Source organism: Niastella caeni (genome assembly GCF_004834005.1).
Lineage (GTDB): Bacteria > Bacteroidota > Bacteroidia > Chitinophagales > Chitinophagaceae > Niastella > Niastella caeni.
The window spans coordinates 563,713-578,343 of the sequence record NZ_STFF01000004.1; the positions used below are offsets into that span (position 1 = coordinate 563,713).

At 42.5% G+C, this 14,631-nt stretch carries 14 protein-coding genes; 10 read left to right on the forward strand and 4 right to left on the reverse strand.

Going from position 1 to position 14,631, the window contains the following annotated elements:
* Position 1: 1 nt before the first annotated feature.
* The 7 genes from FAM09_RS17165 (at position 2) to FAM09_RS17195 (ending at position 6,641) form a co-directional block, all read left to right on the forward strand.
* Entirely contained in the window at positions 2 to 946 is a 945-nt protein-coding gene (locus FAM09_RS17165) for a glycosyltransferase family 2 protein (RefSeq protein WP_136578357.1), read from the forward strand.
* A 141-nt stretch (positions 947 to 1,087) separates the two neighbouring features.
* Positions 1,088 to 2,227 carry a glycosyltransferase gene (locus FAM09_RS17170; RefSeq protein ID WP_136578358.1) on the forward strand — a complete coding sequence of 380 codons (1,140 nt, stop codon included), beginning with the start codon at positions 1,088 to 1,090 and terminating at the stop codon, positions 2,225 to 2,227.
* A gap of 43 nt (positions 2,228 to 2,270) precedes the next feature.
* Complete coding sequence (locus tag FAM09_RS17175) at positions 2,271 to 3,290, forward strand: GHMP family kinase ATP-binding protein (protein WP_136578359.1); 1,020 nt, start codon at positions 2,271 to 2,273, stop codon at positions 3,288 to 3,290.
* A 75-nt stretch (positions 3,291 to 3,365) separates the two neighbouring features.
* Positions 3,366 to 3,944, forward strand: coding sequence for a D-sedoheptulose-7-phosphate isomerase (locus FAM09_RS17180; RefSeq protein WP_136578360.1), 579 nt, complete (start codon positions 3,366 to 3,368; stop codon positions 3,942 to 3,944).
* Positions 3,945 to 4,001: 57 nt separating this feature from the next.
* Complete coding sequence (locus FAM09_RS17185) at positions 4,002 to 4,697, forward strand: nucleotidyltransferase family protein (protein ID WP_243751693.1); 696 nt, start codon at positions 4,002 to 4,004, stop codon at positions 4,695 to 4,697.
* Positions 4,698 to 4,827: 130 nt separating this feature from the next.
* The gene (locus tag FAM09_RS17190; protein ID WP_136578361.1) at positions 4,828 to 5,385 is read left to right on the forward strand and encodes a D-glycero-alpha-D-manno-heptose-1,7-bisphosphate 7-phosphatase; all 558 of its coding nucleotides are present in this window, start codon (positions 4,828 to 4,830) and stop codon (positions 5,383 to 5,385) included.
* A gap of 215 nt (positions 5,386 to 5,600) precedes the next feature.
* Positions 5,601 to 6,641: a hypothetical protein gene (locus FAM09_RS17195; RefSeq protein ID WP_136578362.1), complete on the forward strand. Its 1,041-nt coding sequence runs from the start codon at positions 5,601 to 5,603 to the stop codon at positions 6,639 to 6,641.
* 107 nt (positions 6,642 to 6,748) lie between these two features.
* Here the strand turns inward: FAM09_RS17195 and FAM09_RS17200 are convergent, their stop codons facing one another.
* The 4 genes from FAM09_RS17200 to FAM09_RS17215 all read right to left on the reverse strand — a co-directional run bounded on the left by FAM09_RS17200 (position 6,749) and on the right by FAM09_RS17215 (position 10,726).
* On the reverse strand, positions 6,749 to 7,378 hold the full coding sequence (locus FAM09_RS17200; RefSeq protein WP_136578475.1) for a PH domain-containing protein: 630 nt from the start codon (positions 7,376 to 7,378) through the stop codon (positions 6,749 to 6,751).
* Positions 7,379 to 7,556: 178 nt separating this feature from the next.
* Positions 7,557 to 8,078 (reverse strand): CdiA C-terminal domain-containing protein, encoded by a 522-nt coding sequence (locus FAM09_RS17205; protein ID WP_136578363.1) that lies wholly within the window; start codon positions 8,076 to 8,078, stop codon positions 7,557 to 7,559.
* A gap of 148 nt (positions 8,079 to 8,226) precedes the next feature.
* The gene (gene lepA, locus FAM09_RS17210; RefSeq protein WP_136578364.1) at positions 8,227 to 10,020 is read right to left on the reverse strand and encodes a translation elongation factor 4; all 1,794 of its coding nucleotides are present in this window, start codon (positions 10,018 to 10,020) and stop codon (positions 8,227 to 8,229) included.
* Positions 10,021 to 10,111: 91 nt separating this feature from the next.
* Entirely contained in the window at positions 10,112 to 10,726 is a 615-nt protein-coding gene (locus FAM09_RS17215; RefSeq protein WP_136578365.1) for a hypothetical protein, read from the reverse strand.
* 981 nt (positions 10,727 to 11,707) lie between these two features.
* Between FAM09_RS17215 and FAM09_RS17220 the strand changes: the two genes are divergently transcribed.
* The 3 genes from FAM09_RS17220 (at position 11,708) to FAM09_RS17225 (ending at position 13,418) form a co-directional block, all read left to right on the forward strand.
* Positions 11,708 to 12,538, forward strand: a complete 831-nt coding sequence (locus FAM09_RS17220) for a sigma-70 family RNA polymerase sigma factor (protein ID WP_136578366.1) — start codon at positions 11,708 to 11,710, stop codon at positions 12,536 to 12,538.
* Between the two features lie 12 nt (positions 12,539 to 12,550).
* Positions 12,551 to 12,724: a carboxymuconolactone decarboxylase family protein gene (locus FAM09_RS30735; protein ID WP_153825461.1), complete on the forward strand. Its 174-nt coding sequence runs from the start codon at positions 12,551 to 12,553 to the stop codon at positions 12,722 to 12,724.
* A gap of 358 nt (positions 12,725 to 13,082) precedes the next feature.
* Positions 13,083 to 13,418 carry a DUF6686 family protein gene (locus FAM09_RS17225; RefSeq protein WP_136578367.1) on the forward strand — a complete coding sequence of 112 codons (336 nt, stop codon included), beginning with the start codon at positions 13,083 to 13,085 and terminating at the stop codon, positions 13,416 to 13,418.
* Positions 13,419 to 14,631 lie beyond the last annotated feature (1,213 nt).

Genomic DNA, 14,631 nt, shown 5'->3' on the forward strand with positions numbered 1-14,631 from the left:
TATGGATATTTCCATTGTAGTGCCTTTGTTGAATGAAGAAGAATCCCTGCCCGAATTGTGTGCGTGGATTGAGCGGGTGGTTACTGACAATAATTTCACTTATGAAATTATTATGATCGATGATGGCAGCGATGACAGCTCATGGCAGGTCATTGAGCAATTACGTTCTAAAAATCCCAATATAAAAGGAATCAGGTTCCAACGCAATTATGGAAAGTCTGCCGCGTTGAACGAAGGTTTTAAAGCCGCATTGGGTACAGTGGTGATCACAATGGATGCCGATATGCAGGATAGTCCGGATGAAATCCCCGACCTGTACAAAATGATCATGACAGATGGGTATGATATGGTAAGCGGATGGAAAAAGAAGCGGTTCGATAATACCCTTACCAAGAATCTTCCGAGCAAGTTTTTTAACTGGGCTACACGGCGCATGTCAAAGATCCAGTTGAACGATTTTAATTGCGGGCTCAAGGCATATAAACATAAGGTCATTAAAAGTATTGAGGTGTATGGCGAAATGCATCGTTATATACCCGTGCTGGCGAAATGGGCAGGTTTTAAAAAGATCGGCGAAAAAGTGGTGGAGCACCGCAAACGCAAATATGGTACTACCAAATTTGGCTGGGAGCGTTTTGTAAATGGTTTTCTTGATCTGGCTTCTATAACATTTGTAGGTAAATACGGTAAAAGACCCATGCACTTTTTTGGCTTGTGGGGCTTTGTTTTTTGGGTTATAGGTTTTTTGATGGTGCTGTACATGGCTATTTCCAAATTCATAGAACCTGAATATGGTATCACCAACCGGCCTGTGTTTTATATTTCGTTAACTGCAATGATCATTGGTTCGTTGTTCTTCATTGCAGGATTTTTGGGAGAACTGATCTCGCGTAACTCACCCGGCCGCAACCATTATTTGATTGAGAAGAAAACAGGTGTGGAATAATTGTTTGACGGATTGATAGTTTGATGGTTATAGCAGTTTATTGTTAAGCCTGTTGAAAAGTTGTTTTGCGGGTTGCCTTTTAAATGCAATCATTTAGCAATCGAACAATCAAGCCATTCAGCAATGTATCTATTTAATTCAATGTCTAATAAAAATATCGTAATAATAGGACCAGGTCATCCGTTGCGGGGTGGATTAGCCACCTTCAACCAACGGCTGTGCAAGCAGTTTAATGATGAGGGTCATTCCTGTAGCATTTATTCATTTTCGCTGCAATACCCTTCCTTCTTATTTCCCGGTACTACGCAATACTCTACCGAGCCTGCACCAACAGATGTTGAGATATATTCTGTTATTAATTCTATTCAACCACTGAACTGGTTGCAGATAGGCAATGCATTGAGGCGAATACGACCCGATATTATCGTGGTGCGGTTTTGGTTGCCATTTATGGGGCCTGCTTTGGGAGCCATTTTGCGCAGAGTAAGAAAAAACAGGCATACCCGCATTGTTGCCATCACCGATAATGTAATTCCACACGAAAAAAGACCTTTCGATACCTCATTTACCCGTTATTTTCTCAACAGTTGTGATGCTTTTATCACTATGAGTGAAAAAGTTATGACAGACCTGCGTCAGTTTGAAAAAATCAAACCGGCGCAACAGGTATTGCATCCGTTGTACGACAATTTTGGCGAGCCGATCTCAAAAGAAGAAGCCAGGAAAAAGCTGGGTCTGAATTGCAACGATAAAATCATTCTATTTTTCGGATTTATTCGAAAATATAAAGGGCTCGATATTTTGTATGAGGCTATGAGTTTGTTAAAACAACAAACCATAAACAACAAACAACAAACCATTAAACTGTTGGTGGCCGGTGAGTTTTATGAAGATGTAAAACCTTTCCAGGACCAAATAAAACGGTTGGGAATTGAAGATAGCCTCATCTTAAGAACGGATTTTATTCCAGACAGCGAAGTAAAATATTATCTCTGTGCGGCGGATGTGGTAATACAGCCTTATCGAAATGCTACGCAAAGTGGCGTTACTCCCCTGGCCTATCATTTCGAAAAGCCGATGATCGTAACCAATGTGGGCAGCCTGCCAACCCTGGTGCCTCACGAAAAAGTAGGGTTGGTATGTGAACCTGAGCCGGCCTCCCTGGCTGCCGCCATTATCCGGTATTTTGAACTTGGAGAACAATATTTTATACCGCATCTTCGCACCGAAAAGGAAAAATATTCCTGGCATAACCTGGTAAATACGATCCTGGAAATGTGAGCATTAGTTAAATAATTAATGGAAATATTTTAACATCCTATAAATGATCTACAGAAGTAAAGCGCCCTTGCGCATTGGTTTGGCCGGTGGTGGTACCGATGTTAGTCCCTACAGCGACCTGTATGGCGGGGCTATTCTGAATGCTACGGTGTCATTGTATGCTTATGCCAATATTGAACCTGTTTCAGAAAAAACGATCCTGCTTCATGCAATGGACAGGAATGAAGTGCAACAATATGACTGGAGCGCAGCATTACCGATAGATGGCAAGCTCGATCTGCTAAAGGGCGTGTATAACCGCATACAGAAGCAATATGGCATGCCGGAAACGGGCTTTAAATTATCCACTTTTGTAGATGCGCCGGCCGGTTCTGGTCTGGGTACTTCTTCTACCCTGGTGGTGGCTATCGTAGGAGCATTTGCTGAAATGCTGCGGTTGCCGTTGGGAGAATATGATATTGCCCATCTGGCGTATGAAATTGAACGTAACGACCTGAAAATGGCCGGTGGTAAACAAGATCAGTATGCGGCTACTTTCGGTGGCGTGAACTATATGGAGTTTTATGGTGATAATGTGGTGGTAAACCCATTGCGCATTAAACAACAATACTTGTTCGAACTGGAGAACAACCTCGTGTTGTACTACACAGCAACCAGCCGCGAATCGGCCAGGATCATTGAAAAGCAAAGCCAGAATGTGGTATCGAAAAAGGAAAAACCGATCGATGCCATGCACCAGCTAAAGCGCCAGGCCCAGTTAATGAAAGAAGCCTTGTTAAAAGGACGACTGCATGAAATTGGCGAAATCCTTGATTTTGGTTTTCAACAAAAGAAGCAAATGGCAGAAGGTATTTCCAATACGTTGATGGATGAGATTTACGAAGCCGCTAAAAAAGCTGGCGCAACCGGTGGTAAGATCTCCGGCGCCGGTGGAGGTGGATTTATGACCTTTTATTGCCCTGCCAATACCAAGTATAATGTAATTGAAAAATTATTACAGTTTGGTGGTATTGTAAAACATTATCAGTTTGTTGATCATGGACTTACTTCCTGGACGATTTAAACTAATGTGCAAAAGGGAAGAAACTTTTTCATTTTCACATTTTCGAATTTGCAATTTTCTAATTAAACAATATCTATGAGTAATAAGATCACTGACATTATTAAAGCATCGATCGGTACCAAAGAAAGCATTCTTAAAGATCCGGTGTTGTTGGGTACTATTGAAAAGCTTGCGAATATCACTACCAGCGCGTTGCGCAATGGCAACCGCGTTTACTTCTGCGGAAATGGAGGAAGTGCAGCCGATGCACAACACCTGGCCGCTGAATTCTCTGGTCGTTTTTATACCGATCGTGAAGCATTGCCAGCAGAAGCATTGCACTGCAATACGTCCTATTTAACAGCGGTGGCCAATGATTACAGTTATGATGTGGTATATGCCCGTTTAATTAAAGGCATTGGGTTGAAAGGCGATGTGTTGGTTGGTTTATCAACTTCAGGCAATTCAGCCAATATTGTAAAAGCATTTGAAGTTGCCCGCGAAAAAGGAATTATAACCGTAGGTTTTACCGGTGAAGGCGGTGGAAAAATGAAAGAATTGAGTGATTACCTCATAAATGTTCCATCGAAGGATACTCCCCGCATACAGGAAAGCCATATTATGTTAGGGCATATAGTATGTCAACTGGTAGAAGAACAATATTTTGGTAAATAAAATAAATTACCAGTTGCCAGTTACCCGGTAACTGGTAACCGGTAACCGGTAACTATAATGATTAAAGAGTGCATCATTCTAGCCGGTGGCCTGGGCACGAGACTACGCAGTGCTGTACCTGATCTGCCCAAATGCATGGCGCCGGTAGCAGGTAAACCTTTTCTTTCGTATGTGATCGACCATTTCCGGCAGCAAGGCATCGAGAAGTTTATTTTTTCATTGGGCTATAAGCATGAGATCATACAGGCGTACCTGGATGATAAGTATGCCACTTACAATAAGCAATATGTAATTGAAGCGGAACCGCTGGGGACCGGCGGCGCCATTCAACTCGCATGCCGGCAGGCCACTGAAAAAAACGTGCTGATCCTGAATGGCGATACCTTGTTCTCTATTCAATTAGCGGCACAGACTGCCTTTCATGAACAACACCAGGCTCATTGTACGCTGGCATTAAAACCCATGCAAAACTTCGACAGATACGGTGTGGTTGAATTGCAGGAGAACGGCGCCATAAAAAGCTTTAAAGAAAAGCAGTTCTACGAAAGCGGTTTGATCAATGGCGGCATATATGCATTACAGGTAGCTGCGTTTTTGAATGAAGGATTACCCGATAAATTCTCCTTTGAAAAGGATTACCTGGAAACATTATATAAAGAACGGCCTATGTATGGCATTGTGCAGGATGAATATTTCATTGATATTGGCATTCCCGAAGATTTTGAAAAGGCGAACCGGGATTTGATGGTTTGATGGTTAGATGGTTGGGTTTAAAATGCGAGCACTCGGCGGGAAATAAGGCCGGCTGAAATTGAAGCAATGTAACCATCAAACAATTCAACAATCAAGCCTTGGAAATATAGGTAAAAAATAATTAGGTGTAATGTTAGACCTTAAGCAAATAGATAGATCCTGGACTTTATTTCTCGATCGTGATGGTGTTATTAACCATGAAAAATACCAGGATTATGTATACAATTACGACGAGTTTATTTTTTATGACGGCGTTCCCGATGCAATAAAAACGTTGAGTGAACTTTTTGGCCCTGTAATTATTACTACCAATCAACGTGGCATTGGGCGTGGATTGATGACAGAAACCGATCTGCTGGATATTCATACCCGCATGATCAGCGATATTGAAAAAGCCGGTGGCCGTATCGATCGCATTTATTATTGTGTTGCCAATGATGCCAGCCATCCCAACCGCAAGCCCAACCCCGGCATGATTTACGAGGCCAGGCAGGATTTTCCTGTTATTGATCTGCAAAAATCCCTGATCGTAGGGAATAATATGAGCGATATGGAATTTGGACGCAATGCCGGCATTCATACCGTTTTTGTTAAAACCACCAACCCTGAACAGGCGCTTCCCCACCCTGCTATTGACCTGGCATTTAATTCATTACCCGATTTTGCAAAAGCTTTGCAGAATATATAAAATTTTATCAACCCTTTCACGTTCCAGTACGGGAAACCCGGATAGGCTGTTTGTAACTTTGTATGGTAGGTATTGAGGAAGTACGCTACAGGTTACTTAGGAGGCAGTTTATGGTTTGTGGTTTATTGTTTGTAGTTCTTTATTCGAGATGCTTGATTTTATTCGAGTTTCACGAAATGTTCACCACCATTGACCATTCACGATTTAATTAATTTATGAATCACCGTTATAGCAAATACTTTATGGCCTTCTGGTTGTTAATGATCGGCTTATTGAGCATTGCGCCTGCATTTGCTCAGCGAATATCAACCGCCGATAAAAATGAATTGAAGAAAAAAGAAGATACTTTAAAAAAGTTATCTGCCAGTATGGTGTTCAGTGAACAGGCGGCTGATCGTTTTCGGTCAGACAGTTCGTTTACCCGCGCTTTTGTACGGGCGCTGAAAGTAAAGAACGCTTTTTATTACCCGTTCGATTCATTGAATATTTCAAAACTGTATGCGCCCGATAGCACTTTTCGCATATTTACCTGGCAGTTAAAAAAGGATGAGTATGTGTACCTGCAAAAAGGGGCCATTCAAATGAATATGCCGGATGGTTCGCTGAAGCTGTTCCCGTTATTCGATGTTTCCATGTTTACCTCAAAACCGCTGGATTCTGTACGTACGCGTAACAACTGGATAGGCGCTATCTATTACCGGATCATTGCCAAGGAATTTAATGGTAAGAAGTATTACACCTTGCTTGGTTTTGATGATTATAGCGTAAGCAGTAATAGGAAATGGATGGAAGTATTACACTTCAATGAGCGTGGAGAGCCGGTGTTTGGAGGTTCAATGATCTCTTTTAAGGATGATACTGCTAAAAAAGCGGTGCAATCCCGCTTCAATATTGAATATAAGAAAGAAGCCAAAACATTTTTTAATTATGATCCTGAAAAGGACATGATCGTTTTTGACCACCTGATCTCTGAAAGCAATGAGCCTGAGAGAAAATCTACCTATATACCTGACGGTGATTTTGAAGCGTTCAAATGGCAAAATGGGCAATGGGTGCATGTAGAACGGCTCGAATTTGAATTAAAACTGAAAGATGGCCAGTTCCCCACCGAGTCAACCATTTTGGATGATGCGGGGAATATAAATGAGCGACAGTTGGAAGAAGCTTCCCGCCGTAATATGGAGAGAGAAGCAGGCTCACCGGAAAAAACGCCTGCAACGCCAAAGAAAAGTACACAGCCTAAAAAGAAAGGATAGTTTAGTTTATGGTTTGTTGTTGGCGAAACTCGCTATTAATGGGTAACAGATTTTAATTCAAAGTTTCCATAAAGTATTACGCCCCTGCAACAGCGGGGGCATTTTTGTTAGCTTAGCAGTTTGTTCTTCGCTTTAATATATTCTTCTTCGGATATGATTCCCTGTTGTTTTAACTGGTGTAATTTTTCCAGTTCGGAGGCAATGCCTTGTGAAGAGGGCGCCTGGTATTTTACTTCTCCGGCCTGAATGCCCATGGCAGAAGCCATATGCTGCGCCTGGTTGGCCAGTTGTATGTTCTTGTATTCGGCTTGCGCCAGTGTTATGGTATCTTTCAGGCGTTTGGGGCCATGAACATTGTAATAATCGGTTGCGCCAACTTCCGCAGCCGTTTGAATTTCAACATGACCAAAGTTTAAGATACGGCCCCACAGCGTTTGATCGTATGACACATTGTTGATCTTTTCGAGCGGACTTTCCTTGGCAAAATGGTTAAGCAAACCAGCTTCATCGATGACCCGGTAGTTGGTGACTACCCAGATATTCACTTTCCAGGAAAAATACACTATTAAAAAGTACAGGGAACCAACCAATGCGGCCGTCCAGCCCCATTCTAAAAAGTTTAGGAAAAAGGCAGCTACCCAGCCAGCTATTGCAATCAATACCGGGACAATTAATTTAACCCAACTGGTATGGGTCACCAGTAATACCTGTTCGCCTTTTTGCAGTGGTGTGCGCATGTGTGTAATTTAGATACAATAAACAACGAATACTGCTAATTCTTCTTATAGAGGATAAAAATTTTTGAGGATATAATGTTTATTTGTAATTTTTTTTACAAATATGTAAAATTATTTTACATTTGTGATGGATCAGGCTGCGGCGTGGACCATACCGGTGGTGACGACTACCGGCTTTTTATTTTATATAGCTTCCCATTCGTTTACAATTCACCCATATTTCCGCTTTTTTAAATTTTAAATGCTCCTTGAATCTAGACTGTATCATTACTTCGACAGATTTAATATTTACCTCTTTAGCAAAGTAAATAATTAATGCATCTGCTTGTTCTTGTCCTTTTCTGATTCGGTTATCAATATTTATTTTTTTGTATGGCCATTGAGGCGACTCCACCTCCCAGTATTCACCATTAATCCTCAGGTCAGGGTTTTTATTCATTCTAACGCCTGGTAATACCTTTCGTCTGAAGTCCACATCTTTTTCATGCAACTTGGGTAGCAACTCAACTTTCTTCCCCTCATTGGCCAATACAGTACCAATTGCGATGAGCAATGGAAAATCGCTTTCGGTGTTGTCTATCAGTTTATGCACTAAAACAACACCTCCATTTGTATTAGAATAATGAAGGAAAAATTGTTGATGCAAAGGTTGCTGAAAGATCAACATGCGTTGATCTTTACTAATGTTCTTTGTTAACATAATTCCAATAATTTTTCAATTACCGGAATCCCCTTTGCTTTTACATGTATGTTAGGTTGTAGAACTTAATGCCTTAATCATCTAATTTCAAAACAGCCGTCCTTCGGCTTCGCTCAGGATTTGAGCTCACTGTTAATTCAAATTAATGCTAATCATCGAGCTTCAATACAGCCAAAAATGCTTCCTGCGGCACTTCCACGTTACCTATCTGGCGCATACGCTTTTTACCTTCTTTCTGTTTCTCCAACAACTTGCGTTTACGGCTGATGTCACCTCCATAACATTTGGCGGTAACGTCTTTACGCATGGCGCTGATGTTTTCGCGGGCCAGTACTTTGGCGCCAACGGCGGCCTGTATGGCTATCTGGAATTGCTGACGGGGCAGCAGCTCCTTGAGTTTTTCGCAGAGTTTGCGGCCAAAATCCTGGGAGCGGCCACGGTGAATAAGCGCGCTGAGGGCATCCACCTTATCGCTGTTCAGCAGGATATCCATTTTCACGATATCGCTTTCGCGGTAGCCGATAGGATGGTAATCGAATGAGGCATAGCCTCGGGTTTGGCTCTTCAATTTATCATAGAAGTCGAATACGATCTCTGTCAGGGGCATCTCAAACTGCAGCTCCACGCGGGTAGTGGTCAGATAGCTTTGGTTCAACAGGATGCCGCGTTTGCCCAGGCAAAGCGTCATGATATTACCAATGTACTCGGGCTTTGTAATGATCTGGGCCTTGATGTAAGGTTCTTCTATCCGGTCTGTCTTTACCGGATCAGGGAACTCTGTAGGGTTGTTTACGATGATCTTTTCACCCTTGGTAGTATAGGCGATAAAGCTAACGTTGGGAACGGTGGTGATCACCGTCTGGTTGAACTCACGCTCCAATCTTTCCTGGATGATCTCCATATGCAGCATACCCAGGAAGCCGCATCGGAAACCGAAGCCAAGGGCCTGGGAGGTTTCCAGTTCATAAGTAAGGGACGCGTCATTCAGTTGGAGCTTGTCCATACAGTCGCGCAGTTCCTCAAACTCATCTGTATTCACCGGAAAGATGCCTGCGAATACCATTGGTTTCACTTCCTGAAAACCTTTGATCATTTCCTGGGTAGGGTTATTTTTGAGGGTAATGGTATCACCCACTTTTACTTCTTTCGCATTCTTGATACCCGTAATGAGGTAGCCTACATCTCCTGCACTTACTTCCTTCTTCTCTGTCATCTTCAGTTTGAGGATACCTACTTCAGCGGCCTCGTAATCCATATCGGTAGACACAAATTTTACGATATCGCTTTTGCGGATGGTGCCGTTCAGCACGCGGAAGTACACGATGATACCCCGGAAGCTATTGAATACACTGTCGAAGATCAGGGCCTGCAGGGGAGCTTCGGGATTTCCTTTGGGAGCCGGGATGCGTTCCACGATCGCTTGCAGAATGCCATCCACGCCAATTCCGGTACGGCCGCTCGCCAGCAGAATGTCTTCGGGTTTGCAGCCAATGAGTTCAATGATCTGGTCCTTTACCTCTTCGATCATGGCGCCATCCATATCAATTTTATTGATAACAGGGATGATCTCCAGGTCGTTATCGATGGCGAGGTACAAATTACTAATAGTTTGCGCCTGAATACCCTGGGTAGCATCTACCAGCAGCAGGGCGCCTTCACAGGCGGCCAGTGCGCGGCTCACTTCGTAGCTGAAATCTACGTGACCGGGGGTGTCGATCAGGTTCAGGATGTACTCCTGACCGTCGGTATGTTTATAGTTGATTTGGATGGCGTGGCTCTTGATGGTGATCCCTTTTTCGCGCTCCAGGTCCATATCGTCCAGTACCTGGTCCATCATTTCCCGTTCGCTGATAGTATTGGTGGCTTGTAACAGTCTGTCTGCCAGGGTACTTTTACCATGGTCAATATGTGCGATAATGCAAAAATTGCGGATATTCTTCATTAAGTCGGTTGTCCTTTATAAATACCCGCAAAAGTAACTGATTTTAGCGGCATTATGGAGAGAAAGTACAGGTGTTTTTGCGGGTTGGGGCTTATGAAATGTAACGGCTTAACACCTGGGTGTAAATGATCTGGTTACGGGCGCCAACGGCGGCCATGCGAAAGCAATAATCTATGCCGAGCGGCAGGTTGGTGATCACTTTTTTACAGCGGGTGTCGGCGATACTTTGCCAAATGCTTTGCGAAGTCACCGGCGCCGGCGTCCATTGGTACAGGTATGAACGGGCGCCTTTTAATCCACGAACTTTCAGGATCATTTCACCCGGGTTTGAACCGGGGAGTATTTGGAAATCATTGGGATGTCTTAACTTTATTTCATCCACCGGTTTTGTAAGATCGAACCCACTGCCCCAGAGCAGTTCTTCTTTACCATTCGCTTCATTTTTAACGAATTCGCCTACCTGTTTTAGCTTTTTGATAAGTAGAGCCTTCACATCATTCTTGATTGCGATCTTTAACCGGTCACCCATGCTTGCATCTAACATGGCCTGATCAAACTGCCTGGAGATTTCACTTAGTTCAATAATGAGCATGCCGGGGTCGGGGAATTTTTCATTGCCATTCATTTTATGACATACGGTATACGCCATGATACTTAATTCGGGGTCCTTAATTCCTTTAAAATTCAGCTTCAGTCTCCTTTTCATAACTTTTTTACTTATAAGTGTTTGAAAACCGGCAATCGAATATCCCCTGGCCATTACTGGTAAGTTGAGTGCGCGCTGGGTCCCCTATTGACAACTGCTGATAAAAAGAGTGGCTTAACCTGGTGTGATATGTCAATTCATAGGATGGAATTGACTGTTGGTATTAAAAATAAATAATTTTTCTTAACAGGAAAGCATGCATTAGTATGGTTTTCAGGTGAAAAAGGTTCTGTTGCACTGAAACTTCTTAGAATAAATTCTCAATTCAGTGTTGCAAAGAAATAAAGATCAATTCATCATGTTGTTTACGCGGCATAGGTCATCACTGGAATGTGTTTTTTAGGGAAAAAACTTTTTCTGTCCGGAAATCCCAAAAGCTTTAAGGAAAGCATGAAATCTTTCAGGTATTTGCAAAATCTTACAGGAATAGAGAAAAGCTTTTAGGAAATCGTAAAACCCTTCGGGAAAAGCCATTTCCTTTCGGGTATTTGAAAAAGCCTACGGGAAAACCGGAAAGCTTTGAGGAAATCCCTTTTTCTTCCAGGAATTTGCTTTTCCCTTCGGGTAAGGGCGTCAAAATTGCAAATTCGGTTGAAATATTGACAACATATGGCTGAAACTTCACAACTTGTATCTGTAAATGATCAACATGGGAGCTCGCCGCATCAATCCATTCGTACAAATTGCAAACTATGACGAAATGATAATGAAATGAGCCTGATAAATGGCCAACTTACGTCTGTTTATTGTTTAATACGACGTATTTCATTCAACATGCAGCAAAAAAACGAATAACGAAAGCATTATTTCTATCAAACCTTTGCGCAAAGCATCAAACACAATCATCCCGTTTGCACAACCTGCACCTGATTCATGCAACAGTTTATGTATTCTCACCAAATATGCGCATAAGCGTTCATTTTACCTGCAATATCTGTTAATTCGGTTCGCATAAACTCCATTCGGTTATTACATTTGCGTATGGATTCCCTGCGGCCGTTACTTACTTCGTATGCATATAACATCCTCGGCTCTTATGAAGATGCAAAGGATGTCGTTCAGGATGTTATGCTTGAAATGATCAACCGGAACGTTGGTAAGATCGAAAATGAAAAAGCCTACCTCACCCGTTCTGTGATCAACCGGGCAATCAATGCGCGAAACAGGTTACAGAAAATGCAATCGGGTTATCCCGGCAGCTGGTTGCCCGAACCCGTTGCTACCGAAGGGGCCGATGACGACCTGCACCAGAAAGATATTCTCTCCTACTCCCTTATGGTGTTGCTTGAAAAACTGGACGCCAAACAGCGGGCTGTTTTTATTCTGAAAGAAGCATTTTCCTACGAACATGAAGAAATAGCCGAAGTACTGGATATTAGTGTAGAAAATTCAAGAAAAATACTCAGCCGGGCCCGCACAGCCCTTCAAAACGAGCATATTAAGGAAGTGGTTAAAACACCCGCCAATTACCTCGATAAATTCGTTGAAACCATTCGCAGCCGCGACCTCAAAAAGCTGGAACAACTCCTGAGCGATGAAATTGTGGTTGTTTCTGACGGTGGTGGTAAGGCCTCAGCGGCCCTGAACCCGCTGGTGGGCACCGAAAACGCATCGCTGTTCTTATCGGGTATTTTCAATAAATTCTATTCTAGCCGGGAATATGTGAAAACGGTTGTGAACCACCACCCTGCCCTGTTCTATTATGAAAAAGGGCAGCTGATAAATTGTATAATCTTCGAGTTGCGGGATGAGCGCATCTATCGGATATACATAATGAGAAATCCTGATAAATTAGTCGCTTTGGGAAAGTAAGAAGTAACCCATATGCCGGCTGAAGAGAACAGCGATGCTATACTCGATGAATTGAATAAATATTTTTCAAAAGAAGAGATCGCCCATCTTACAATGGCAATTGTTCAAATCAATTCATGGAACCGGCTCGTTCGGTCATTCGGTCCTGTACCGGGGCTTTACGAAGTGCCTGCAGTTGCTGTTTAGGGTTTATAGTTTGTTGTTTATGGTTGCATTGCGCTTTGAATAGTCTAATTAACATTCAGCCTCCTGTTTTAGCGGGTGGAAGAATATATTGGCGTGCCACGGTTTTGGATCCGTGGCACGCTTCTTTTTTTCATTCCTCTAATTTGCTTTTCTTTTCGCAGAGCAGAATATCTGCTATAATAATGACTATTCGAACTAAAGAACCACAACCATAAACCTCAAACCATAAATTGAATTTCCTTTTTCCTCTTTGCGTAAATTGATTTTCCTTTTTTGAAAGCAGGGCGGTTTCCTCCCGCCTACATTTGCTTTCCCTTAACCGAATCACAAAACATGCTCACTAATTAAATAAATACCTATGTGTTCGTATCAAACCTTATTTTATGATGATGAAAACGGTTATGTGATCCATTGCAAGGGATGTGATTCTTTACAGGTGGCATTTGGGAATGTGCTGCTTACCTGGAACCGTCCCGACTTTTACGATTTCTACCATTTCATTAAGCGCATATTTAATGAAACTCCCATCGACCCTGCTGCCATGAATAAAAAAACATTGGCCATTCCTGTTCCCTGCGACGGTGTTCGCATATTGTTAAGTCCGCGGGAACTGCAACAACTGCATCATATGCTTGATATGGCTGAAACGGAATTACAATCGCAGCAATTAATGAGCCTCCTGAGTGGGGCATAAGCGTTCAAATAGTAACATTTTTACAGTAGCATATTATTGTAACGAAGATAAGCGTGGCACGGATTGGAACCGTGCCACGCCTTTTTGGGGGCAACCTGATTCCACCTAGTACTGCCCCCTACCCTAACCTATAGGCCTAAGTATATGTCTTTACCGGGTTCAGGCATTAATCATCAATGTAGTGAAGCAGTGTGTCGAAAATTTGCAAAGGGGGTGTTGGGGAGTGTATTTTTACATCGTTATAACAATCCAATGCAAATGAAACCGAAACCTGATCCCGAAATCGTAGCAAGCAAACCCTAAATAAATCCGAACCCGACCGTACCCTTGAAGCCTGATTTGGAGCGTTATCCAAGAATCCTGAACCGAAACCTGTGCGGATGAAAGCGAACCGAATATCCTTTGAACCTGAAGTCCCGACTTCATCGGGACAAGCCCTGATCCTTAGACGACACCAGCAGACCCTAAATCGATTTGAACCTGTTCGTACCCTGATCTGATTAAGTAGCGAAATCCAATGATCCTGAATCCTTCGGCTTCGCTCAGGACAAACCTGACCTTTGAAAATGAAACCTGTACTCTTTGAAAAATGAAAAACCTTATCCACTGAACATGTAGCGTACCATTATCCGAAGCCAATGATCCTGAACTGAAAACCCAAACCTTGTATTCTTTGAAAACTGAACATTGTACTCCCTGAAAATGAAAACCCGATCCCCTGAAACTGTAACGTACCATTATCCAACATCCTAAAATCCCAAAAACCAGATCCGCACCGTAGAAAACAGAACCTTACTCTTTGAAGAACGTAACTGTAATCCGTACACCGTGAGAAGCGATTTTGTAGCGATATCCAATATTATGAAAGACAGAAAGCAATGATCCTTTTGGAAACCATCCAAAGACATTGATCCTCCCGACACGTCGGGAGGATTTTTTTTATTTTCAGTCATTATTTTTTTGTTATATTCGTCATGGAATCCTTACCTTCGGTTTCTGGTAAGTGATAGACTGGTAGACACAACTCCCCAACCAGCATTTGTTAAAGCTTCTGATAGTAGATCATTAATCTTTTACTGAAAAAATGAATTGTTTATAGTATATCTGAATCACATGTTCAGAGTCATGTTCCTGTGCTAATGTGTTTACAATTTGTAAGGATGTTAGCCGGGAAACAAAAACGAATGGCGTTATATAGAATAATAAGTCGGCA

Coding starts and splice junctions, on each gene's coding strand:
- FAM09_RS17165 (WP_136578357.1), top strand. CDS start 2: ATGGATATTTCCATTGTAGTGCCTTTGTTGAATGAAGAAGAATCCCTG.
- FAM09_RS17170 (WP_136578358.1), top strand. CDS start 1,088: ATGTCTAATAAAAATATCGTAATAATAGGACCAGGTCATCCGTTGCGG.
- FAM09_RS17175 (WP_136578359.1), top strand. CDS start 2,271: ATGATCTACAGAAGTAAAGCGCCCTTGCGCATTGGTTTGGCCGGTGGT.
- FAM09_RS17180 (WP_136578360.1), top strand. CDS start 3,366: ATGAGTAATAAGATCACTGACATTATTAAAGCATCGATCGGTACCAAA.
- FAM09_RS17185 (WP_243751693.1), top strand. CDS start 4,002: ATGATTAAAGAGTGCATCATTCTAGCCGGTGGCCTGGGCACGAGACTA.
- FAM09_RS17190 (WP_136578361.1), top strand. CDS start 4,828: ATGTTAGACCTTAAGCAAATAGATAGATCCTGGACTTTATTTCTCGAT.
- FAM09_RS17195 (WP_136578362.1), top strand. CDS start 5,601: ATGAATCACCGTTATAGCAAATACTTTATGGCCTTCTGGTTGTTAATG.
- FAM09_RS17200 (WP_136578475.1), bottom strand. CDS start 7,378: ATGCGCACACCACTGCAAAAAGGCGAACAGGTATTACTGGTGACCCAT.
- FAM09_RS17205 (WP_136578363.1), bottom strand. CDS start 8,078: ATGTTAACAAAGAACATTAGTAAAGATCAACGCATGTTGATCTTTCAG.
- lepA (WP_136578364.1), bottom strand. CDS start 10,020: ATGAAGAATATCCGCAATTTTTGCATTATCGCACATATTGACCATGGT.
- FAM09_RS17215 (WP_136578365.1), bottom strand. CDS start 10,726: ATGAAAAGGAGACTGAAGCTGAATTTTAAAGGAATTAAGGACCCCGAA.
- FAM09_RS17220 (WP_136578366.1), top strand. CDS start 11,708: ATGGATTCCCTGCGGCCGTTACTTACTTCGTATGCATATAACATCCTC.
- FAM09_RS30735 (WP_153825461.1), top strand. CDS start 12,551: ATGCCGGCTGAAGAGAACAGCGATGCTATACTCGATGAATTGAATAAA.
- FAM09_RS17225 (WP_136578367.1), top strand. CDS start 13,083: ATGTGTTCGTATCAAACCTTATTTTATGATGATGAAAACGGTTATGTG.